Origin of the sequence: Pseudomonas sp. KCJK9016, from assembly GCF_046231795.1 — a bacterium.
In the GTDB taxonomy this organism is placed as follows: Bacteria; Pseudomonadota; Gammaproteobacteria; order Pseudomonadales; family Pseudomonadaceae; genus Aquipseudomonas; species Aquipseudomonas bananamidigenes.
In genome coordinates, this window is sequence record NZ_JBJJMM010000004.1 from 220,123 (window position 1) to 242,165 (window position 22,043).

Genomic DNA, 22,043 nt, shown 5'->3' on the forward strand with positions numbered 1-22,043 from the left:
ATCCGGCCAAGTGTTTTGGTCTACTAACGGGGGCAACGCCCAATGAGCTACAGCAAGATTCCGGCTGGCAAAGACCTGCCGAACGACATCTACGTCGCGATCGAGATCCCGGCCAACCACGCGCCGATCAAGTACGAAATCGACAAAGACAGCGATTGCCTGTTCGTTGACCGTTTCATGGCCACCCCGATGTTCTATCCGGCCAACTACGGTTTCATCCCGAACACCCTGGCTGACGACGGTGATCCCCTGGACGTGCTGGTCGTGACCCCTTACCCGGTTGCGCCAGGTTCGGTGATCCGCGCACGTCCGGTCGGCGTCCTGAACATGACCGACGACGGCGGCGGCGATGCCAAAGTCATCGCAGTCCCGCACGACAAGCTGTCCCAGCTGTACGTGGACGTGAAGGAATACACCGACCTGCCAGCTCTGCTGATCCAGCAGATCGAGCACTTCTTCGCGAACTACAAGGATCTCGAAAAAGGCAAATGGGTGAAAATCGAAGGCTGGGACGGCGCTGACGCTGCCCGCGCCGCGATCACCAAGTCGGTTGCCGCCTACAAAGGCTAAGCCTCTCGACCTGCGGCATGCTTGAAGAAAACCCCGGTTGATCCGGGGTTTTTTGTGCCTGGCGGGCGGGGATTTAAACGCTCTGTTTATGGCTGCCTACAGAAAAGTTTTAGTGTGTGTAATTTCCCACAAGTACGTCTTACATCCCGTCGCAAAATTTGCCTCGATTTTGAACGCCAGGTTTATTCAAAGCGCTCTGGGCCGGCCTTAGACTCGTGTTTATGAGAAAGAACACTAGCGGTCCAAGATTCAAGGCACTCCTGGAAGCTGCGAACATCACCACCACGGGATTCGCAAAGTTCTGGGGCACGGAAGCCCAAAACGTTCATAACTGGTACACCCGGGGCGTCCCCGCGTACCGCATGGAAGAGGTGGCGCGCCTGTTATCGGTCAACAGTCTCTGGCTGAGGACCGGCGAAGGCCCGAAAGACGCCCCGCGCCTGCAGGCAGGGCCGGGCGATACGTTCGATGCCCAGTCCATCAGTGGCGTTTACACGGTGCTCGAATCCACCGACATCGAACTGCCGCTCTACAAGGAAGCGCCCACGGCAGCCGGCTCCGGCAAGACCCATGTCATCAAGGACCCGGAGCAGACCGTCCGCCTGCCCCGCAGCCATCTTGAATCCCTGGACATCCACCCCACCGATGCCATCTGCACCCACATGATCGGCAACAGCATGGCCGAGAAAATCGAAGACGGCTCCACCCTCGCCATCGACCGCAGCCTCACCCAGGTGGTGGACGGTGAAATCTACGCCATCGAACATGACGGCATGCTGCGCATCAAATACCTGCACCGCATGCCCGGCAACGCCCTGCGCCTGCGCAGCCACAACAGCGCGGAATACCCGGACGAGATCTTCAGGGCTGCGCAGATCGAGGAGCAGAGAATTCATGTGTTGGGGTGGGTGTTCTGGTGGTCGACGCTGGGCAAGCGGCGGCCGGTGGTGCCGTTTCTTTGACCTGGTGAGAGCCGGCCTGCTGGCGATGAGGCCCTGAAACTCGGTACAAATCCTCGATTTTCTGCAGTTTGATCGCTCTAAACCGCAGTTCAAGCTGGGAATCCCCGGCAAAACTCAGTATCCTGCGCCCCACATTCGCGCATCGCCCCGCCCTGCGGCCCAGATGACGCCTGACGCGGCAGACCACTGTCTGACCAAGTCCCACAGCCGGACGCAAGATCCGGATGTACGTTTTGAAGGCTGGCGCGGTTTACCAAAAATAAACCAAGCCAGTCCCCGAGAAGCCGGCCACAAGCCGGCTTTTTAATGCCTGCTGAAAAGCTGCTGATTCAGCATTAATAGTGTCAACACCGCTTTCCTGCAAGGCACAGACGCCTGAAAGTGTAAGTCGCATCTCTTTGTGCCGAAGGAAATCTCCTAGAGCGCTCCAGTCACCTTGCACCGGAGAATTGCGCTGGCTAATCTTCAGCCTTGCCTGCAACCCCGTAAGGCAGCACCGATAGCCAGGCGGAAATAGCATGCTCGACAACCCTGTCAGCCTAAGTACACAGCCCGAGGGTTACAGCGAATGGCTGACCGACCTCAAGAGCCGAATCCATAGCGCTCAACAGCGCGCAACACTGGCAGTCAATCGCGAACTAGTGCTTCTTTACTGGCAGATCGGCCACGATATCCTGTCTCGGCAGGCGCAACAGGGCTGGGGAGCAAAGGTGATCGACCGCCTGGCTCAGGATCTGCGCGCAGCGTTTCCAGAAATGAAAGGTTTTTCCCCACGCAATCTCAAATACATGCGCGCTTTTGCGGAGGCGTGGCCGGACGCAACATTTGTGCAAGGGGTGCTTGCACAATTGCCTTGGTATCATCAGCTGGCGCTGCTGGACAAATTACATTGCACAGAAAGCCGCCTCTGGTACGCCTCTCAGGCCATCGAGCACAACTGGTCACGCAGCATTCTAGTAATGCAAATCGAGACCCGCTTGCTGGAGCGCAGCGGCAAAGCAATCAGTAACTTCGACAGCAACCTGCCAAAACCTCATTCCGACCTGGCCCGCGAGTCGCTGAAAGACCCGTACCGTTTCGATTTCCTCGGTCTGACCGTAGATGCCCAAGAAAGAGAAATTGAAAACGCTCTAATCAAGCATGTCACTGATTTCCTCTTGGAACTGGGTGCAGGCTTTGCATTCGTCGGTCAGCAGTGACGAGTTCTTTATCGATCTGCTGTTTTATCACCTCAAGCTCCGTTGCTACGTGGTGATAGAACTCAAGGCTGGCAAATTCAAGCCCGAGCATTTGGGGCAACTGAGCTTTTATCTGACCGCAGTCGATGCACAGCTCAAACACCCCCAAGACAGCCCGGCCATTGGTCTACTACTATGCAAAAGCAAGAATAAGGTAGTAGCTGAATATGCCCTACGTGACAACGCCCGCCCTATCGGGGTGGCGGAATACCAATTGGTAGAGTCTCTGCCGGTAGAACTTCAAACCAGCCTGCCCAGCATCGAACAAATCGAGCGTGAACTGGCGAGTGATGACATATCGAGGAATGGTGACGAGCACTGATCGCACCAGCCTTTTGGATTAAGACAGAGGTCATTATTCAGTCCCGGGAAACATCGACCTCGCGGAGAGTTTCACCGTTACCCGGCACGGAAAAGCAAGGAACAATAGTGCACAAGGACGTTTCAAAATTGATAACCCACCTCATGAATTCACGACTGACATCTGCGACCCTGACAACGACTGCATACCTCAGCCTGACAGCATGCGTGGGAGTAGGCGTTTCCCTCCCTGAAAAAACCACACTCAAAACCGACGCCTACAGAGCACAAAGCTACCGCTCGACTTCCCCACAGATCACCAGAACAGCAAAATCGACACCTGTCCGAGAATGGTGCGGAGTTACTATCTGGGCGCTGGTTCCGGTGCCGTTGAAACTGCCGGTGTGCGCGTCGTATTCCGAGCAGTCCTTCGGCAAAGACGAGTTCGGAAACGAAGTCGTTCTGCTCGACACCGAGCAAAAAGTGCCATCTCCGCTATACGCTTGTGGTCCACTCATGGTGCTGGGACCCATCGTTCACGGATATGAAGGCAATGCACTGTGCGGCGTTTTCCCCGATTGACTCACGGATAACTAAACGCCTTAACCAACGTCAACTCCCCCACCGCCCGCATCGGCACCACGAACGTCTCCATCTTCTCGCTCGGCGTCCCTTCCTCGGTAATCACCGTTACCTGAGCGGTGGTCAGCGGCTGCACCGCCTCTTCCCCGCCCTCGTCATCCCCGCGATAGCCACCGCCGAAATAGTTCACATACACCAGATACTGCCCCTTGATCGGCGCCGGCATAGCGAAGATTTCCGGGCCGTAGCCGGTGGTCACGTCGACGTCCAGGGCCGCTCCGTTGGGGGCCACGCGGTCGCCATACCAGATGTGCGCGCCGTCGGGGGTGATCAGGTGCAGGTCGAGGTCGGTGCCGTCGCTGTCCCAGGACAGCAGCACGCGCAGTTTGGCCGGGGTGGCGCCGCCGCTGGCGTTGAGGAATTGGGTGCGGTGACGTTGCTGGCCGTCGGGGCTGCGGACTTCGACGCTGTTGCTGCCTTTGGGGAAGGAGAACGGGCGGTCGAAGCGACCGCTGTCATCGATTTTCAGCGGCATGCTGACGCCGTTGACGATCAGCCGCCCGGGCTCTTTGCTTTTCGGAGTGGCTTTGATTTCGCCGCTGATGCGTGCGGTGTTGGCCTGGCCGAGCGGGGTGTTCACCGAGGAGGCCGGGTAGTTGACGGTCTGGCGGAAGTTTTCTCCCTCGCCTTCGGGCGCGCCGGTGCGCCAGCCACCGACCGGGGTGTCGAGTTTGACGCTGTCGGCGGCCATCGCCATCGGCAATGCATTGAATGCGCAGAGCAACAGCAGGGCCTGTGGAAAACGGAGTGTCATGGTCTATTCCAGCAAAAGGTGACGGGCAAGCCCTTCGATATAGGTTTCATCCTGGCCATTGGGGTGTGCTTCAAAGGCCAGGTGCAGGTATTCGTGAGTCAAATCGAGGCGATCCTGCAACGACAGCACGCCGCGCACGTAGATGCGCTGGCGTTCGCGGTCGACGAAGGGGCGTCCGAACGCGAGTTTGCAGACGGCGAAAGTGCTGACTTCGCTGTAGCCGGTTTCACTTTCCAGCTTCGGACGCCAGCCACGCCGCTGCTTCTGCAGCCAGTCCTGTGCGGCGGGCAGTGCTTCGCAGGACGCCACCGGGTTGTCCCAGCGGCTGAGGCTGGCGCGGGGATAGGCGTGCAGCAGAATTGCGTCGTAACGCTGACCGGCACCGGCTTGCTCGACGGCCTGTTGCCAAGCCAGCTTGTCGGGGCCGGGTTGATCGGAGTGATAGGTGACGTTGCTCCCGGCCAACACCAGATCCGCCGTCCATGCCGCGATGTTGCGCGATTCGGCGGACGCCGGACGCGGAGCGACACGCTGACGGGTGCTGCTGTCATCGATGCTCAGACATTCGCCGTTGCGTGTGGCGTTCTGCAGCAGATAAGTGCGGATCGCCACGGCCAACGCTTTAGCCGCTTCGGCAGGTGCCGGTTTGGCTTCGCGTTCCAACACCCGAGCGACGTATTCTTCGCGATCCAGCCGCGCCACAAGCTTGTCGTTGAGCAGAAACAGTTCGCCGTCGCTGTGGATATCCAGCGCATTGCCGTTGGCGAATTCGACGCGGTAATCGCCCTGCAACGGGCCTGAAGTCACCACCCGATCACCGGTCATGACCCGGGTAACGGGATAACGCGAAAACAGACCGACTTCGACACATCGCCCCGCGTCCGCCGGCCATGATGCGGGCAACACGGTTGCCAAGGCCGAACCGTAATGCCGCAACACCATCTGACTGGTCCCCCGGCCACCGGCCCAGATCGGCGAGCCATCTGCCGTCCAGCCGGCGAATCCGCCCTGACGTGATTGCGGGTCCTGATCGCCGAGCCAGCTCCAGGTCTTCACCCGCAAGCGGCCGCCGAGTTCACCGACGACATTGCCATCCGCCGCGTTCAGCACCACGTCGAGCAGCACACGATGCATCTGATCCTGAGCCGGCAACCAAGACAAAACCTTCAGCAAGTCAGCCACGGACACCCGAGTAGCCGGCTGCACCGATGGCAAATCCAGCAACCACGACGGCGCCTGTCGCGCTTGCCAATAGGTTTTCCAATCGCCAGCGGTTATGCCCAGCCGCGCCGGCTCGAAATACAGCCCGCAGGATTTTACCAGCGCCTGATCACGCTCGATCTTGCCGCCCGCGGCGCAGCAATAGACTTCTTCCTTCGACTGCCCGCGGCATTCATACGCAGGTTCCCGTGCGCCGGTTTCCACCAGCCACGCGTAAACGAACACCTTCCACAGACTGCCCAGCGGCGTCTCCAGCGACGACGGCAACGGCTCGCGAGCGGTCAGTTGCGTAGTGTTCAGCGACAACAGTTCGCCCTTGTAGGCCACGCGCAACGGCTCATCCTGCGCTGTCGCCAGCGCAGGGATCAGACACAGCAGCAGCCACAGCAGCGGCCGGGTCATGTCAGTTGACCGTGACCTGACCGAGGGCGGCTTTCGCCTCCTGGGCCTGATGCTGCGGCGCGTAGACCTGAGTGAAACGCACCGGCGGCAGGTTGAACTGGCCCTTCTGCGAGAAGCGCACCAGATGCCGCAGGCGCAATTCACCGCTCAGCGCATCCACCGGCACGGCGTAGGCCAGTTGGCCCGGTTCGAACCGTGCTTTTTCCAGCGCGGTCGGCTCAGTGCCGTCCTTGCTCTGCAACTTGATGCCCCACGTGGTGCGCTCGACATCGGCGCCCGGCGGCAACGGCACTTCGAGCATGCCGTAGCGCAGCGGTTTCGGTGCCTTGCTGGTGAGGATCACTTCGTCCAGATACAGACTGTCGCTCGACAACGGCTTGCTGCCGACCGGCTCCAGTTTGAAGGTGAACGCTTCGTCACCCGGCACCAGGCGCGACAGGCGACGAGTGATGGTCACGGCCATCGGATCAACCGCCGGTTGTTGAGTCTGGAAACTCAGCGCGGCACGCAACGGACGCTCCTGAGTGCCGGACACCGTCAACACGCTCGGCACCGGCGTCGCACCTTGCCACGTCCAGTACATCTCGCCGGTTGCGCCGTAGTTTTTCTTCCAGCCTTCGCCCGGTGCCAGCGCGATGGTCGGCGAGGCCTGAGCGATGCTGCGTTGCAGCCAGGTCAGCGCCAGCGCACGTTCGAGGGTCGATTGCTGTGGCAGCAGGCGTTGCAGCAGCGCTGTCGCACGGGCCTGATCGAACGGTTGCAGCGACAGGTTCAGCGCTTCGACAAACGGTTGAGAGCTGACGGCCAAACGCTGTTGTGCAGCGCTCAGCTGACGATTGAACGCATCCGGCAACGCGACTTTGGACTGGGTAGCGAGCGAGGCGGTCAAGACCCGCGCCGCCGCCAGACCGAGCGCCGATTCCGGATCGCTCATCACCAGACTGTCTTCACCGTCGTCCATCAGGGTTTCGGTATTGCCTTCACCAGCCCTGGACAGATCGTCCATCAAGCCGCTGAGCAATGTGTTGACCGGCAGATGCATCTGTTTGGCGAACGACAGGATCAGCGCCCGTTGCAGCAATGGTGTGTTCGGCGCCTGCTTGGCGTAGACCTCAAGCACCCGCTGCCAGTGCTCCGGCGGCAGGGTCAGCTCCAGCACCCGGCTGGCGTTCCAGTCGGCGTAATAGGCATAAGCGGTGAGAAACGCATCCGGCTCGCCGTCGAAGCCCCACCAAGTGAAGCTCGCCGACGGCCCGGCCATTTGCACCAGACGCAGACGGCTGTTTTGCATGATCAGGCGCAGGCGATCGCGGAGCTGCGGGCTAGACGCCAGCGACGGATAGGCGATGCTCAGCGGCAGCAAGCGGCTGGCGGTCTGTTCGACGCCGCCGTACGGATAGCCGAGCAGATCGTCGAGGGCCGAACGGAACAACGCTTGCGGGCTGTCATCCAGACGCAGGCGGATGTCAGTGGCGTCTGCCGGCAGGCTCAACGGTGTATCGCCGCTGGCCACGTCCAGACTCTGGGTCTGCGTCACTTGCCAGCTTTCACCGGTGGCGGTCAGGCGCACTGCGAGAGCATCGGCGGTTTTGCCGTCCTGCACCAGCTCGGCGGTCCACTCGCCGGAAGCCAGGGCGAACGCCGGCAACGGCAGGTAGTTGATGCCGTTGTTGAGGGTCACCGGCAGACGCTGTTCGGTGCCGGCGTAGTGGGTCACCAGTTCAGCCTTGACCGGTTTTTCGGCCTGGTTGAAGGCGAACACGCCGAGTTGCGGCTGATCGCCCTTGCGGAATTTGCTCGGCCCGCTCCACTTCAGGTACAGCGGTTTTTCCGAGCGCACGAACTGCTTCTTCTGCCCGACCTGACCATCATCGGCAATCGCCCGCGCGGTGATGCGCCAGCGGGTCAGCGAGTCCGGCATCTTGAAGGTGAAGCGAGTCTTGCCGTCGGCATCGGTCAGCAGCTCCGGTTGCCACGCGGCGGTGTCGACGTCTTCGCGGCGCGGCCGTTCCAGCACTTTCACCCCGCGTTCGCTGCGATTGGCTTTGCCCGGCGCCCCCGGGCTGCCCGGCAATGCCACGTCGTAACTGATGAACGACAGGCTGGCGCTGGTGCGCACGTTGTTGCGGCGCGGGTGGTAGAAGAACTGGTCGATGGTCGGCGCGACTTCCGGTTGCAGCGCGTAGACCATTTCGTCGACCACACTGACCGTCAAGTGCGCCGGCACGGCCTTGCCGGCGAACCGGGTGGTCAGGTCGACCGTCACGGTATCGCCCGGCTGATACGTCTCTTTGTCAGTCTTGATCGCCACGTCGATCTGCGGCGCGACGACCTTGATCCCGGCGTTCTGGAAGCTGTACTGACCGCCCTTGGTGTACAGCACGGAGAACGTCAGGTTCGGCGCGAAGTTATCCTTCACCGGGATGCGGGCGCGGTATTGGGTGTCACTGAGTTTTTCCAGCTTCAGCCAGTCGCCGCCCTTGGCCAGCAGCGCGGTAGCCTCGACCTTGTCGCGCTCCAGCGACAGCAGTGCATCGCTGACTGGCTCCGGGAAGGTGATCAGCGCCAGTGCTTCGTCACCGGCCTTGTACTCGGGTTTGTCGAGGACGATTTCCACGGTGCCCGGCACAGCCTTGACGCCATCGCCGGTGACCGAATGACCGGTGCCACCGAGCACCCGGCCAAACTGATCCTTCAGCGACAGGTTGTAGGTCCCCGGACGATCGAACGTCACACTGAAGCCTTTGTCTTTCGCTGCCAGTTTACCTTCGCCGGTGGTCTGGTCTTCCAGACGCACCCAACTGTAGCTGCTCGGCACAACGGCCCGGGCCTGTTCGCTGCCCCCCTCATTGGCGTAGCTGAATGCGACCTTGTCACCGACTGCGCTGAAGCGCTGAGGTGCGCTCAGGCGGAAGCTGGCGGCGCCCCGGTCGATGAGGATTTCCTTGGTGGTCTTGACCCGATACGCTGCACCATCGCTGGCAAACACCGTGAGCATGTAACGGCTTGGTTTGTCCGTGGCCGGCAGGTCGAGGGTCGCGCTGCCCTTGCTGTCTGTGGTCAGTTCGGTGCTGGTCAGTTCCACCGGGAATTGCCCGAGGTATTGCAGCTCATTGTCGACCATCGACAGTTGCTGGGCGCGCAGGCTCAGAGACAGTTTGGCGTTGGCCACCGGTTTGCCGTCCGGGTACAGCAGCACCAGGCTGCCCTTCACCGCTTCGCCGGTGCGGTAATCCTGCTTGGCCAGATTCAGCGAGATTTCAAAGTGCGGCTTGATGTACTCCGCCACCCGGAACGCGCTGCTGTAAGCCTGATCCTTGTAGTTGAAGCGAATCTCGTAACCACCGGCCACCGCGTTGTCCGGCAACTGGAAACGGCCTTGGGTACCGGCCTTGGCATCAAGCTTCAGATCGAGACGCTGCAACTCGGTGCCGGTGGCATCGAGCACGCTGACATCAACGTCCGCCGCGCCCGGCAGTACCGAGTCCCGTGCGTTCTTGAAGTCGCGACCGACGATTTTCAGCGACACCCAATCACCCGGGCGATACAGCGGCCGGTCGGTGAAGGCATAGAGTTTGGTGTCGTAGATTTCGCTGTCGTAATAGAAGTTTTCCGAGACAAATACGCCGCCCTCTTCGTCCTCGCCAATGACGAACGAACGCTCCGGGCTGACGTGTTTCAAGCGCAGCAGACCGTCGGTGTCGGTGGCACCGCTGCTCATCACGCCGAGGCCGTCAGTCCACAACACATTGACCTTCGGCACAGAGCTGCCTTCGTGCTTGCGGGCAGCCCAGACCAGCAGTTCATCGCCGGCAATCTTGCTCACGGCAACGGTGTTGGAAACGAACACCATCGTGGTTGCACGGTACTTGCCGATCAGCGCTTCGACCAGATACAGCCCCGGTTTCAGATTGCCCAGCGGGATGTAGACGTTACCCGGGGCAACGCTGACGAACTCGCTGGAGGACCCGGCCAGATTGACCCCGGCCGGCGGCTGGATCGGCTTGGCCTGCCACAGCGGATAACGGAACTGGCTGACCACCGGCAGGCCCGGAATCAGGGCGAATTGCGGTTGCGCGTCGTACGGCGTCGGCGCGGCGATGGCGTTGCCCATCTTCAGTTCCGGCACTTGCTCGGTGACTTGCTGACGCGACTCGTAGGAGAACGCACGCTGCATTACCCGGCGGGATTTGCGGTACCAGTTGTCCCACAGATATGCGAGGGTGTTGGACAGGCCTTCGCCCTTGAACTGGCCGTCGCTGACCACGCGGTGCAGGTTCTTCTGGCGCTTGAGGAAGTCCAGCGGCTTGTCGATCCTGTACACGCGGATGTCGGCCCCGCCATACGGTTCCATGCGGAAACGACGGTAGTCACGGCCCGGCGCTTCGAGGCGGACCACCGCCTGCTCGTCGCTGGCAAAACTGCTGTCGGCCAGCAGGAAAAAGCTTTCACCGGAGACCGGTGCGTAGCCGCTTGGCTCGACAGAGTCATCGGCATTTACCGTTGAAAACGGCAGGGCTAACAACAACAGAAAAGGCAGTAAACGCAACATGCGGGCACCGGTCATTGGGAGAGAAAGTTCAGTCGATAGACGCCGATGAAGTTGGGGTTGGCTGCGTCGGGTATCCATCGGGTGTCCTTCCATGTCATGAGTTGCTGCAGGCTTGCCGAACGCATGCCGTTGTCGGTTGGGGTGGTCGTGCCGGTGTGATAGGCGATGTAGCGGCCCATCCAGATCATCAGGTGCTGGTCGTCGCCCTGATCGAAAAACATCAGATCGCCGGGCCGTGCCTGGGACACGTCGCGGCCGATCAGATGGCTGTTGAACTGAATCAGTTTGATTGCGTTGACGTAGGGTCCGACCTTGCCGCCGCCCTGCTGCCATTGCTGGGCGAGCTTGCGCTGGTCGGCGCTCAGGTCCAGCTCCGGCGGCAGGTAGCGATTGGACACGCCATTGCTGCGCAGCCATTTGTCGTCATGGACTTTCAGCGCTTCGTTGGCGGCAAACCGCACCAGCCCGGCGCAGTCCTGCTGATACCAGCGCGGGCTCGGGCCTTTGCTCAACTGCTCCTGAGCGATGCGCACGAACCAGGCGCGAAAGACCTGAGATTGCGCAGGATCGAGCGCCGGCGTTTCGACCGCTCGGGCGCCCGCGCTCAGTAACAGTGCGAACAAGCCGAGGCTGCGGATAAGTGCTGTCACAGCGCTTTCCACTCCAGCGGCAGCCATTGCCAGTGACCGTCGGGCTCACTGCCTTCAGGCAGGGTCAGGGCATATTTGCCGTAGCCGCCGAGGGTGCGCAGTTTCGGGATCAGGTAGGTTTGCGCGGCGTTGTAGAACACCGGCTCCATGTCTTGGGGCAGGCTGTCGAGGGTTTCCTGCTGCATCAGTTGCGCCATGGAGTCCGGGCCGAAGTAGATCGGCATCAGCACATCTTTCGGCAGCACGTCGGCCATCGGCGGGAAGCGCTTGTCGAGGGTGCCGAGGGCCTTGTCGACCAGCTTGTCGTCGAGGGAAAACAATAGCGTCGAACCGTGGCGCGCGAGGCTGACCTTCATGAAGGCACGGCCGGTGATCGCATCCGGGTTTTCGGCATCCTTCGCTGCATACGGGCCAAAATTGGAGCTGACCTGACGCTGCCAGAGATGGCTCTGGCCTTCCTGCTTCTCGACCACCGGGAATGCGTGGTCGTCGACCTTGCTTTCGTAGGCGCCGACCATCGAATCGAACAACGTGCCGATATCAGCGTCGAGCTTGCCGCTGTCTTCGTCCTTCAGACTGGCCACCAGCAACGGCGTGTACAGCCGCGAATCGGCGTACCAGCACAGGCCCGCCGCGCCGGCCACGTGTTCGGTGAGTTTCTGCGCCACCGCTTCTTCGGCACCGAGCTTCACCAGCAATGGTTTCTGCGGTTCGGCCGCCACCGGCAAGGTCACACAGGCACTGGCGCCCAGGGGCATGGCCTGCCAGACCGGTTTGAAATCGAAGTCCGGCTGATTGTCCAGTTCATCCATGGCCAGGAAGCTGTGCCAGCCCTTGTCGTCCATGTCGAAACGCAGACCGGCGAAGTTCGGGATAAAACGCTGGTAACCCATGGCCAGGACGCTGGAGTTGACCGATAGACGCTGTTTGATTTCCGGTGCCTTGACCGGTAGCCCGAAGGCTTCGGGGAACAGTTTTTCGCCGTTGAGCAGCGCCGCCAGCGCTTGCGCAGAAACATGGCCGGACTCTTCGGAAGCGCCGTTTTCCGGATCGTAGAACTTGGCCGGGTTCGACAACACCACCAGCTTGTCGCCACGGGAAGCGAACAGCAGGGATTTGCTGGCGTTGTAGGTCAGTTGATACAGCGGCACATCATCGCCGCCGACTTTCAGGGTGCTGAACACGCTCAGTTGCGAGTCATCCAGCGCGACCTTTGCCAGCGGTTCCAGCAGCCTGGCCAGCCCGCCGCGATCCATCACCAGCAGGAAGTCCTTCAGGCGACCATCGGCGCCACGCCACAGCGCGACGTCCGCCGGTTGATCGAAGAGTTGCTCGATCAGGCTGTCCTGCAGCTTCAGGTCATGCTCGTAGATGATCCGCCGCAGACTGCCGATCAGGCCGAGACGGTCGGCGTGGGTCTCGTAATAGAAGACGAAATCCTCGGTGAGCGTGGCCTTGAGGAACGGCACCGTCAGCAGGTCCTTGGGCAACTGGCTCAGGGAGCGGGTTTCCAGCAGCGCGTCCGGGCGACTCAGGCCGAGCTTGTCGCTGGCCAGTGCCGCCGCCGGCAGCCTGGGTTTGTGCATCAGCCAGCCGAGCCCACCCGCCACGCCGGCCACCAGGCACAGGCCGGCCACCAGCAACGGCCAGCGCCGGGAGGGTTTGGCGGTGGGTGCGGCGGTCGCCGGGGTCTCAGTGTTTTCGCTCATCTTCTCGCTCATGTTCCCAAAGCTCGGCTGTTCATCCGTGGTTGCGGGATGCTTAATAATTGAAAGTCTTGACCAGCAGCAGATCACCGATGGCCCGCAGGGGCACGATGAACGTTTCGCGTTTTTCGTCGACGGTGTTTTCGTTGAGCACCAGCGTGATCTGCGAGGTGATGACCTCGTTCTGGTTGCTGGCCTCCTCGAAGTTATAGCCGCCGTCGCCGAAGTTGCCCCAATAGTTGACGTAAACCAGATAGGTGCCATGCAGCGGCGCGGTCATGGTGAACATTTCCGGGCCGGGGCCGTCGACGCCGTCCGGGTCCAGACCGCCGCCGTTGGTCAACGCCGTGTGGGCGAAAAACGCATGCTGGCCGTCCGGCGTGATGATGTGCAGGTCGAGTTCGGCCTTCGGATCGTCCCAGCCCAGCACCACGCGAATACGCGCCGGTGTGCGCAGATTGTTCGCTTCGTAGAACTGCACGCGTTTGAGTGACTGGCCTTCGGCGCTGCGCACTTCGACACTGTTGGAGCCCGCGCCGAACGCATAAGGCCGGGCGAAGCGCCCGTCATCATCGGTGTACAGATTCAGCGGATTGCCGTTGACCGCCAACGTGTGCGGTCCGCGCTGGTTGCCGATGGCCTTGAGCTGGCCCTGGATCATCGTGCGATTGCGCTGGATGCCGCGATCGATCGGCGGCGTGGGATAGGCGACTTGCGGGTTTTCACTGCGGTCGAGCAAGCCGTTGTAGCGCCAGCCGCCCACTGGTTCCGTCATCTCGGCAGTCGGCGCAGCCCACAGAGCCGGCGCAACGGCCAGCCCGATCAGCAGCAAAAGAATTGAACGCATGTAATGCCTCCTGCCATGCCTGAACGAAACCTTGCACCCGATCCTCGGTACTTCACAGCGGTGAAAACTGCGTTTCGTCTGAGAGACCCGTGACTGTCGGGTCGTAGAAGGCGCGAAGGTTAGCGATTCGGGAGTTTTTTAACAATCGGATACATCTTGAAATGCGGCAGGAATCACGCAGATTTACGAGGCGTGAGCCGAATAGCGGAATTATTCGGCGCACAAAATGAGCCGAATAATTTCCATCACATTCAAAACCTGTTTCGCATCCGCCCGGGATGCCCATAAAACCTCCGCTCATTTGCCCATAAACCCCCTATCTGCTAGTGTCGCGCCGGTTTAACGTCAACCGGAATTAGCCGCCATGGCCCGCAAAAAAGCTGCACTGGATTTCGAACAGTCCCTCGCCGACCTGCAAGTGCTGGTCGAGCGTCTGGAGAATGGTGAATTGTCGCTGGAAGACTCGCTGACCGCTTTCGAGCAGGGCATCGGTCTGACCCGTGACTGCCAGGCAGCGCTGGCCCAGGCCGAGCAGAAGGTCCAGGTGTTGCTGGAGCGCGATGGCGAACTCGCCGAGGAACCCTTCGACGCGGACCAGCCGGAATGATCGCGGCGTATTCGGCGACCAGCCAGGCGCGGGTCAATGCGGCACTGGAAACCCTGTTCAACGCACCGCTGCCGGAGCTGGCGCGGCTGTACGAAGCCATGCGTTACAGCGTGATGAACGGCGGCAAACGCGTGCGTCCGCTGCTGGCCTACGCTGCCTGCGAGGCCCTCGGCGGCAAGGCCGAACAGGCCAACGGTGCGGCCTGCGCAGTTGAGCTGATCCACGCCTATTCCCTTGTACACGACGATTTGCCGGCGATGGACGACGACGATCTGCGTCGCGGCCAGCCAACTACCCACAAAAAATTCGATGAAGCCTGCGCGATCCTTGCCGGTGACGGCTTGCAGAGTCTGGCGTTCAGCGCGCTGCTCGACCCGCGCCTGAGTGACCTGAGTGCGGATATCCGTCTGCAACAGGTCACGGCGCTGGCCCACGCGGCGGGCCCGGCCGGCATGGTCGGCGGCCAGGCCATCGACCTCGGCTCGGTCGGCCTCAAACTCGATCAGAAAGCTCTGGAACAGATGCACCGGCACAAGACCGGCGCGCTGATCGAAGTCAGCGTCAAACTCGGTGCCCTTTCCAGTGGCCGTGCCGAAAAGGATGAACTCAAGGCCCTGCAAAGTTATGCACAGGGCATCGGCCTGGCCTTCCAGGTGCAGGACGACATCCTCGACGTCGAAAGCGATACCGAAACTCTCGGCAAACGCCAGGGCGCGGACATTGCCCGCGACAAGCCGACCTACCCGGCCCTGCTTGGCCTCGACGCCGCCAAAGCCTACGCCCTGGAACTGCGCGATCAGGCCCTGCATGCGCTGCGACCGTTTGACGCGGCCGCCGAGCCATTGCGCGATCTGGCCCGGTATATCGTCGACCGGCGCAACTGAAGGCTGATCAGCCAAAAAAGACCAACGCGTGGGCAGGGGACGATGCATCAGGTAAACTGCCGCATCTTTTATACCTATAACGATTCGCCTGATGCCCACGACGTTCCATGAGATTCCCCGCAAGCGCCCGACCACGCCCCTGCTCGACCGCGCGAACACGCCGGACGGCCTGCGCCGGTTAGGCGAAGCCGAGCTGGAAACCCTGGCTGATGAGTTGCGCCTGGAATTGCTCTACACGGTCGGCCAGACCGGTGGGCATTTCGGTGCCGGCCTGGGTGTCATCGAGCTGACCATCGCGTTGCATTACGTCTTCGACACCCCGGACGACCGGCTGGTGTGGGACGTCGGTCATCAGGCCTATCCGCACAAGATCCTCACCGGTCGTCGCGAGCGCATGAAAACCCTGCGCCAGAAGGACGGCATCGCCGCCTTCCCGCGTCGCTCCGAGAGCGAGTACGACACCTTCGGCGTCGGCCACTCCAGCACCTCGATCAGTGCCGCGCTGGGCATGGCCATTGCCGCCCGCCTGCAGAACAGTGATCGCAAGGCGATTGCAGTGATCGGCGACGGCGCACTGACCGCCGGCATGGCCTTCGAAGCGCTGAACCACGCGCCGGAAGTCGACGCCAACATGCTGGTGATCCTCAACGACAACGACATGTCGATCTCGCGCAACGTCGGCGGCCTGTCGAACTATCTGGCGAAAATCCTTTCCAGCCGCACCTACGCCAGCATGCGCGAAGGCAGCAAGAAAGTGCTGTCGCGCTTGCCCGGCGCCTGGGAAATCGCTCGCCGCACCGAAGAATATGCCAAAGGCATGCTGGTGCCCGGCACCCTGTTCGAGGAACTGGGCTGGAACTACATCGGCCCGATCGACGGCCACGACCTGCCGACCCTGATCGCTACCCTGCGCAACATGCGCGATCTCAAGGGGCCACAGTTCCTGCACGTCGTGACCAAGAAAGGCAAGGGCTTCGCCCCGGCGGAAGTCGACCCGATCGGTTACCACGCCATCACCAAACTCGAACCGCTGGACGCCCCGGCCGCTGCGCCGAAAAAGGCCGGCGGGCCGAAATACTCCGGCGTATTCGGTGAGTGGCTGTGCGACATGGCCGCTGCCGACCCGCGCCTGGTGGGCATCACTCCGGCGATGAAGGAAGGCTCGGATCTGGTGGCGTTCAGCGAACGCTTCCCGCTGCGCTATTTCGACGTGGCGATTGCCGAACAGCACGCCGTGACCCTCGCGGCCGGCATGGCCTGCGAAGGCGCCAAACCGGTGGTGGCGATTTACTCGACGTTCCTGCAGCGCGGTTACGACCAGCTGGTGCATGACGTCGCGGTACAGAACCTCGACGTGCTGTTCGCCATCGACCGCGCCGGTCTGGTGGGCGAAGACGGCCCGACCCACGCCGGCAGTTTCGATCTGTCCTACCTGCGTTGCATCCCGGGCATGGTCATCATGACCCCGAGCGATGAAAACGAACTGCGCAAGATGCTCACCACCGGCCACCTGTACAACGGCCCGGCAGCGGTGCGTTACCCACGCGGCACCGGCCCGAACGCGACCATCGAGAAGAACCTCGAGCCGATCGAGATCGGCAAGGGCGTGATTCGTCGTCAGGGCAGCAAGGTCGCCCTGCTGGTGTTCGGCGTGCAACTGGCCGAAGCGCTGAACGTCGCCGAAACCCTGGACGCCACCGTGGTCGACATGCGCTTCGTCAAACCGATGGACGAAGCACTGGTACGTGAAATCGCCAACAGCCACGACCTGCTGGTGACGATCGAAGAGAACGCGATCATGGGCGGCGCCGGTGGCGCGGTCAGCGAATTCCTCGCTCGCGAGAATATCCTCAAGTCGGTGCTGCACCTGGGCTTGCCGGACATTTACGTCGAACACGCCAAACCGGCGCAGATGCTGGCCGAGTGCGGACTGGACGAGGCCGGGATCGAAGCGGCGGTGCGTGAGCGTCTGGAGCTGCTTAACAAGTAATACGCAATGCCCCTGTGGGAGCGGGCCTGCTCGCGATAGCGCACTGTCAGTCACTTCAATGCCGACTGATACGCCGCAATCGCGAGCAGGCTCGCTCCCACATTGATTTGCGCACACCGGAAATACCAACGGAATACCGATGAACCTCTCGCGCCTGGCCCTGCCCCTCCTCCTGCTGCCAACCACCAACGCCCTCGCCGACACCTTCGAACGTGATCAGGCCCTGAAATTGCCGGACGTGCTGATCAGCGCCAACCGCCAGGTTGAGGCCCGCAACGACAGCAGCGCCGCCAACACCGTATTCACCCGCGAAGACATCGAACGTCTGCAACCGCGCAGCGTCACCGATCTGCTGCAACGGGTGCCCGGCGTGCAAGTGGCACAAACCGGCGGGCGCGGCAGTCTGCCGGGGATCTATATTCGCGGCACGCAGTCGGCGCAGAGCCTGGTGCTGGTCGACGGCCAGCGCATCGGCAACGCCACCTCCGGCGACAGCAACCTGCAACACCTGAACATCGAGCAGATCGAACGCGTCGAAGTGCTGCGCGGTTCGCGCTCGGTGATCTATGGCAGCGATGCGATTGGCGGGGTAATTCAGATCTTCACCCGTCGCGGCGCCGAGCAAGGCTTGCAGCCACGGATGCATGTCGGCTTCGGCAGCAACCAGACTTGGGAGCGCAGTGTCGGCCTGTCCGGTGGCGACGAGAAAACCCGCTTCAACCTCGGCGCCAGCCTCGATGAAACCGCCGGGATCGACCGCACCCACGAGTCGTATCCCAGCGACAGCGATCACGACGCCTACCGCAACAAATCCATCAGCCTGAGCCTCAGCCATGCGCTGACCGATGACATCGAAGTCGGCGCCAACCTGCTGGATAACCGTGGCAAAAGCGAGTTCGACAACCCGTTCGGGCGCTTTGACCCGGTCACCTTCGACTCCGTCCAGCAACAGCCTTACAGCGATTTCGCCGTCAGCAGTTTCAGCAGCTACATCGACGCGCGGATCAATGAACGCTGGAAAACCCGTCTGGAACTCGGCCACAGCGAAAACCGCGACAGGTCCCTCGACAAGCTCAGCGACGAGCGCACAGTGTTCAACACCTATCGCGACTCGGTGACCTGGCAGAATGATTTGACTCTGGATGCACGCAACAGCCTGATCCTCGGCGGCGACTGGTACGAAGATCGAGTCAACAGCAGCACCGCGTTCGACGAGGACAGCCGCTGGAACCGTGCCGCGTTCATCCAGCATCACTTCCAGGCCGACAGTTTTTCCACCGAGCTGGGCCTGCGCCGTGACGACAACCAGCAGTTCGGCGGCCAGAACAGCTGGAGCGGCACGCTGACATTGCCGGTATACCCGGACAACGATCTGTTGCTCAGCTACAGCGAAGGCTTCCGCGCACCGACCTTCAACGACCTGTACTACCCGGACTTCAGCAACCCGAACCTGAAACCGGAAACCTCGAAAAGCTACGAGCTGCAATGGCGCAGCCAGTTGAGCGACAGCAGTCGCCTGGAAGCATCGCTATATCGGACCGATCTGCAAGACGCGATCATCTTCGGCAGCAACTCACGCCCGCAGAACGTCGCCTCGGCGCGGATCAACGGCTTTGAAGCGGCGCTGAAACAGGAACTGCTCGGCTGGCAAAGCAACCTCGGCGTGGCAATCATCGATCCCCGGGACCGCGACACCGGGCACACCCTGGCGCGGCGCGCCCGTCGCACCTGGAGCTGGGATCTGGATCGACAATTCGACCGCCTCGGCCTCGGCGCCAGTTGGCAGGCCGTCAGCAGCAGTTATGACGACCTGAAAAATCAGCAGCAGCTTGGCGGTTATGCGCTGCTCGGACTGCGCAGCAGCTGGGCGCTGGACCGCGAGATCAAGCTGGATTTCAAGGTGGATAACCTGCTGGACAAGGGTTACAGCCGGACGCTGTACAGCCATGATGGCGGTCAGTATGGCTATCGCGAGGAAGGCCGGGCGTTCATGTTCGGGGTGACCTGGACGCCGCAGCTCTAGCGGTCAGCGATCTGGCGCAATCTGTTGGCAGAGCCTGGCAGTCGCCTCGACCATTTGCCCGCTCGGACGCTCCAGGCCTTTGTCGATGACCAGCAGCAACTGCCGGTGCTTGACCGCCGCCAGCTGCGGCCAGGCATTCCACACTTCCAGTTGCGGCTGATCGCCGGCCAGAATCACTTCGGGATCACGCTGTAAAACGGCCTCGATGCTCACCTGCGGCGCCGGCAGCATCAGGTCGGCGAACACGTTGCGTGCGCCGCACACTTCAAGCGCATCACTGATGATCTGCCCGCCGCCGATGGTGTACAGCGGCTTGTCCCAGACTTGATAGAACACCCGCAGCGGTGTTTCCCGTCGATAGCGCTGGCGCAGCTCGTCGAGCTTGTGCCGCAATCCGGTCGCCAGCTCGACACCGCGCTCAGGACGACCGAGCTGCGCAGCGATGGCTTCGATCTGCAGGATCAACTGCTCGAAATCGTGGGGTTCGGCAACAAAGGTCGGGATATTCAGACGCTTGAGCTGATCGCGCTGAGCCGGGCCGACACTGCCGGGCCACAACAGCAACAAGTCAGGTTTGAGGCTGAGCAGCCGCTCCAGGTCGAGCTGACCATAACGGCCTACCGAAGGCACATCCTTGATCGCCGATGGCCGGTCACCGGCGTCCAGAGCGCCCACCAGCAGATCGGCCGAATCCAGTTCAACGACGATTTCAGACAAAGATGGCGCGAGACTGACCACCCGCAGAGCGGCCAGGGTTTCGCTGCTGACGGCCAGCAGCAGAACCGCCAGCCACATACGACGCATCAACCGAGCTGACGCGGGATACGGTAGAGGTAGAACAGCACCGCCGTGGACATCGCCAGCAGCATCAGCGGCACTGCTTCCAAGCCGACGAACACCGCCAGTGCACCGATCCAAGCCGGCAATCCCGCCGCCAGAAACGCCGTGCGACGACGAGCCGCGAGGGCGATCCAGGCGGCCGGTTCTTCAGGGGTATCGAGGGCTTTTTGTGTGGCGATCAATGCGTGTTTGTAGCGACCGAAAAACTTCAGGCTGACAAACATCGAGGCCACGCCGGCGATGAACAACGGCATCGCCAGCACCGGCATGATCGCTTCGCTCTCGCCGAACACGGCGTTGAGCACGAACAGCGGCACCAGTGCCAGCGCCAGGTATTTCCACCAGGCGACCGACAGGCGGCGGCGCACCTGACCGCGGGTCACGCCCGGTCTACCTCGCCCTGATGTTCGTTGCCCATCATGTGGTCGAGCTTGCTGGCCTTGGTCGCCAGATAGAGTTTGTTGTGCGGGTTGTGGCCGGTGTGCAGCGGCACGCGCTCGGCGACGACGATGTTCATGTCGGTCAGGGCTTTGACCTTGCGCGGGTTGTTGGTCATCAGGCGCAGGGATTTCACGCCCAGGTGCTCCAGCATCGGCAGGCACATGGCATAGTCACGCTGGTCGGCGGCAAAGCCCAGACGCTCGTTGGCTTCAACGGTGTCGGCGCCGCCGTCCTGCAATTCGTAGGCACGGATCTTGTTCAGCAGGCCGATGCCACGACCTTCCTGACGCAGGTACAGCAACACGCCACGACCTTCACGGGCAATCGCCTTGAGCGCGGCCTCCAGTTGCGAGCCGCAGTCGCAACGCTGACTGAACAAGGCGTCGCCGGTCAGGCACTCGGAGTGCAACCGGCCGAGTACCGGGGCACCGTCGTCAATCTCACCCAGGCTCAGCACGACGTGTTCGCGGCCGGTGGCTTCATCGAGAAAACCGTGCATGGTGAATTGCGCAAAAGGCGTTGGCAGCTTGGAAGCGGCGACAAAAACGACAGGCACCGGTGTGCTCCTGATCTAAAAAGTCCGAGATTCGCTGGGCGGCATTGTAACAGCAGGTTCCTGCAGACGCTTAGGCTGAATTATCGGCCATAACGATCAAAAAGTTTGATGACCGGCCTGCCTTCATTGCCCTCGGTCGAACGGATACGGTTGCTTCCAGCGTTCGAAGATCGGCTTCAACTCGCCGCTTTTCACCAGATGCTCCATGCGCTGGTCATAGATCGACATCAGTGCGCGAGCCTGCGGGGTATCGGCAAAACCGAGGTACAGGGGCAACTCCGCGAGGTGCGTATAGCGAAATTGCGAAGCATCGGCGGTATTTCTCAGCACCGCCTCGATTTCCGTCAGCGCGTCGATGTAGTAATCCGCCCGCCCCTGCTTGAGCATCGACAGGATCCCGGTGCGGCGTTCGATCTGGTTGTAGCGCTTGATGTTCGGCAGGTAGGTCTCATAACGATAACCGCGCACCCAGGCCAACCGGTATTTGCCGAGAGTGGCTTCGGTCGGGGCCGGGTTGCTGGCAAGGCCCAGCGCGTAGATGTGATCGGAATCGAAATTCCACTTCGGGTACAGCACCTGATCCGCCTCGCCCCGATAGGAACCGACCAGGGCATCGACTTCCTTCAATTGCACCAGACCCACCGAACGGGTGTACGGCACGGTGCGGATATCCAGGGTCACGCCGGCGGGTTCGAACACCTTGCGCAATACGTCCCAGCCCAGACCATGACCGTCGGCGGCGGTGTAGTCTTCCCACTCTTCGCTGGCCAGGTGAATGACCGACGGCGGTGCATCCTGTGCCTGGGCAACAGCACCCAGCAGGATAAAAAACAGTATCGCCAACCCGCGTCGAGCCAT

The 22,043-nt window shown here is 61.5% G+C and carries 17 protein-coding genes and 1 pseudogene; 8 read left to right on the plus strand and 10 right to left on the minus strand.

Translation table 11 applies throughout. The annotated features are described in order from the left end of the window. The first annotated feature begins 42 nt into the window (after positions 1-42). From ppa to ACK6BI_RS05590, 4 genes and pseudogenes are all read left to right on the plus strand, one after another. Entirely contained in the window at positions 43-570 is a 528-nt protein-coding gene (gene ppa / locus ACK6BI_RS05575; protein ID WP_065259566.1) for an inorganic diphosphatase, read from the plus strand. Between the two features lie 221 nt (positions 571-791). Beyond that, positions 792-1,532, plus strand: coding sequence for a helix-turn-helix transcriptional regulator (locus ACK6BI_RS05580; RefSeq protein WP_065259565.1), 741 nt, complete (start codon positions 792-794; stop codon positions 1,530-1,532). Positions 1,533-2,050: 518 nt separating this feature from the next. Next, positions 2,051-3,092 (plus strand): annotated as a pseudogene (locus ACK6BI_RS05585) (YhcG family protein). A 107-nt stretch (positions 3,093-3,199) separates the two neighbouring features. Beyond that, a complete protein-coding gene (locus tag ACK6BI_RS05590) occupies positions 3,200-3,652 on the plus strand; it encodes a hypothetical protein (RefSeq protein WP_409316295.1) in 453 nt (150 codons plus the stop codon). Between the two features lies 1 nt (position 3,653). Here ACK6BI_RS05590 and ACK6BI_RS05595 read toward each other — a convergent pair whose 3' ends face one another. Genes ACK6BI_RS05595 through ACK6BI_RS05620 form a run of 6 tightly spaced genes read right to left on the minus strand, consistent with a single transcriptional unit; the run spans position 3,654 to position 13,844 of the window. After that, positions 3,654-4,466 carry a YfaP family protein gene (locus ACK6BI_RS05595; protein ID WP_409316296.1) on the minus strand — a complete coding sequence of 271 codons (813 nt, stop codon included), beginning with the start codon at positions 4,464-4,466 and terminating at the stop codon, positions 3,654-3,656. A gap of 3 nt (positions 4,467-4,469) precedes the next feature. Continuing rightward, positions 4,470-6,089 (minus strand): DUF2300 domain-containing protein, encoded by a 1,620-nt coding sequence (locus ACK6BI_RS05600; protein ID WP_409316297.1) that lies wholly within the window; start codon positions 6,087-6,089, stop codon positions 4,470-4,472. Between the two features lies 1 nt (position 6,090). Then, the gene (locus ACK6BI_RS05605; protein WP_409316298.1) at positions 6,091-10,656 is read right to left on the minus strand and encodes an alpha-2-macroglobulin family protein; all 4,566 of its coding nucleotides are present in this window, start codon (positions 10,654-10,656) and stop codon (positions 6,091-6,093) included. Further along, positions 10,653-11,318: a DUF1175 domain-containing protein gene (locus ACK6BI_RS05610; RefSeq protein ID WP_065259561.1), complete on the minus strand. Its 666-nt coding sequence runs from the start codon at positions 11,316-11,318 to the stop codon at positions 10,653-10,655. The genes ACK6BI_RS05605 and ACK6BI_RS05610 overlap by 4 nt, the downstream gene beginning before the upstream one ends. Further along, complete coding sequence (locus ACK6BI_RS05615) at positions 11,288-13,000, minus strand: DUF2138 domain-containing protein (protein WP_409316299.1); 1,713 nt, start codon at positions 12,998-13,000, stop codon at positions 11,288-11,290. The genes ACK6BI_RS05610 and ACK6BI_RS05615 overlap by 31 nt, the downstream gene beginning before the upstream one ends. A gap of 52 nt (positions 13,001-13,052) precedes the next feature. Further along, the gene (locus tag ACK6BI_RS05620) at positions 13,053-13,844 is read right to left on the minus strand and encodes a YfaP family protein (protein ID WP_409316300.1); all 792 of its coding nucleotides are present in this window, start codon (positions 13,842-13,844) and stop codon (positions 13,053-13,055) included. A gap of 364 nt (positions 13,845-14,208) precedes the next feature. On the opposite strand from ACK6BI_RS05620, the gene ACK6BI_RS05625 reads away from it, so the two are divergent. From ACK6BI_RS05625 to ACK6BI_RS05640, 4 genes are all read left to right on the plus strand, one after another. Next, positions 14,209-14,451, plus strand: a complete 243-nt coding sequence (locus ACK6BI_RS05625; RefSeq protein ID WP_065259558.1) for an exodeoxyribonuclease VII small subunit — start codon at positions 14,209-14,211, stop codon at positions 14,449-14,451. Beyond that, a complete protein-coding gene (ispA, locus tag ACK6BI_RS05630; protein WP_409316301.1) occupies positions 14,448-15,335 on the plus strand; it encodes a (2E,6E)-farnesyl diphosphate synthase in 888 nt (295 codons plus the stop codon). Before ACK6BI_RS05625 ends, ispA begins: the two co-directional genes overlap by 4 nt. A 91-nt stretch (positions 15,336-15,426) precedes the next feature. Then, positions 15,427-17,325, plus strand: coding sequence for a 1-deoxy-D-xylulose-5-phosphate synthase (gene dxs, locus ACK6BI_RS05635; protein WP_409316302.1), 1,899 nt, complete (start codon positions 15,427-15,429; stop codon positions 17,323-17,325). Between the two features lie 139 nt (positions 17,326-17,464). Continuing rightward, positions 17,465-19,348, plus strand: a complete 1,884-nt coding sequence (locus ACK6BI_RS05640) for a TonB-dependent receptor domain-containing protein (RefSeq protein WP_409316303.1) — start codon at positions 17,465-17,467, stop codon at positions 19,346-19,348. Between the two features lie 3 nt (positions 19,349-19,351). On the opposite strand, the gene ACK6BI_RS05645 is transcribed toward ACK6BI_RS05640, so the two are convergent. From ACK6BI_RS05645 to ACK6BI_RS05660, 4 genes are all read right to left on the minus strand, one after another. After that, complete coding sequence (locus tag ACK6BI_RS05645) at positions 19,352-20,152, minus strand: cobalamin-binding protein (protein ID WP_409316304.1); 801 nt, start codon at positions 20,150-20,152, stop codon at positions 19,352-19,354. Next, entirely contained in the window at positions 20,152-20,571 is a 420-nt protein-coding gene (locus ACK6BI_RS05650; protein ID WP_409316305.1) for an MFS transporter, read from the minus strand. Before ACK6BI_RS05650 ends, ACK6BI_RS05645 begins: the two co-directional genes overlap by 1 nt. Beyond that, complete coding sequence (ribA, locus tag ACK6BI_RS05655; protein WP_007968177.1) at positions 20,568-21,185, minus strand: GTP cyclohydrolase II; 618 nt, start codon at positions 21,183-21,185, stop codon at positions 20,568-20,570. The genes ACK6BI_RS05650 and ribA overlap by 4 nt, the downstream gene beginning before the upstream one ends. A gap of 123 nt (positions 21,186-21,308) precedes the next feature. Beyond that, positions 21,309-22,043, minus strand: coding sequence for a substrate-binding periplasmic protein (locus ACK6BI_RS05660; RefSeq protein WP_409316306.1), 735 nt, complete (start codon positions 22,041-22,043; stop codon positions 21,309-21,311).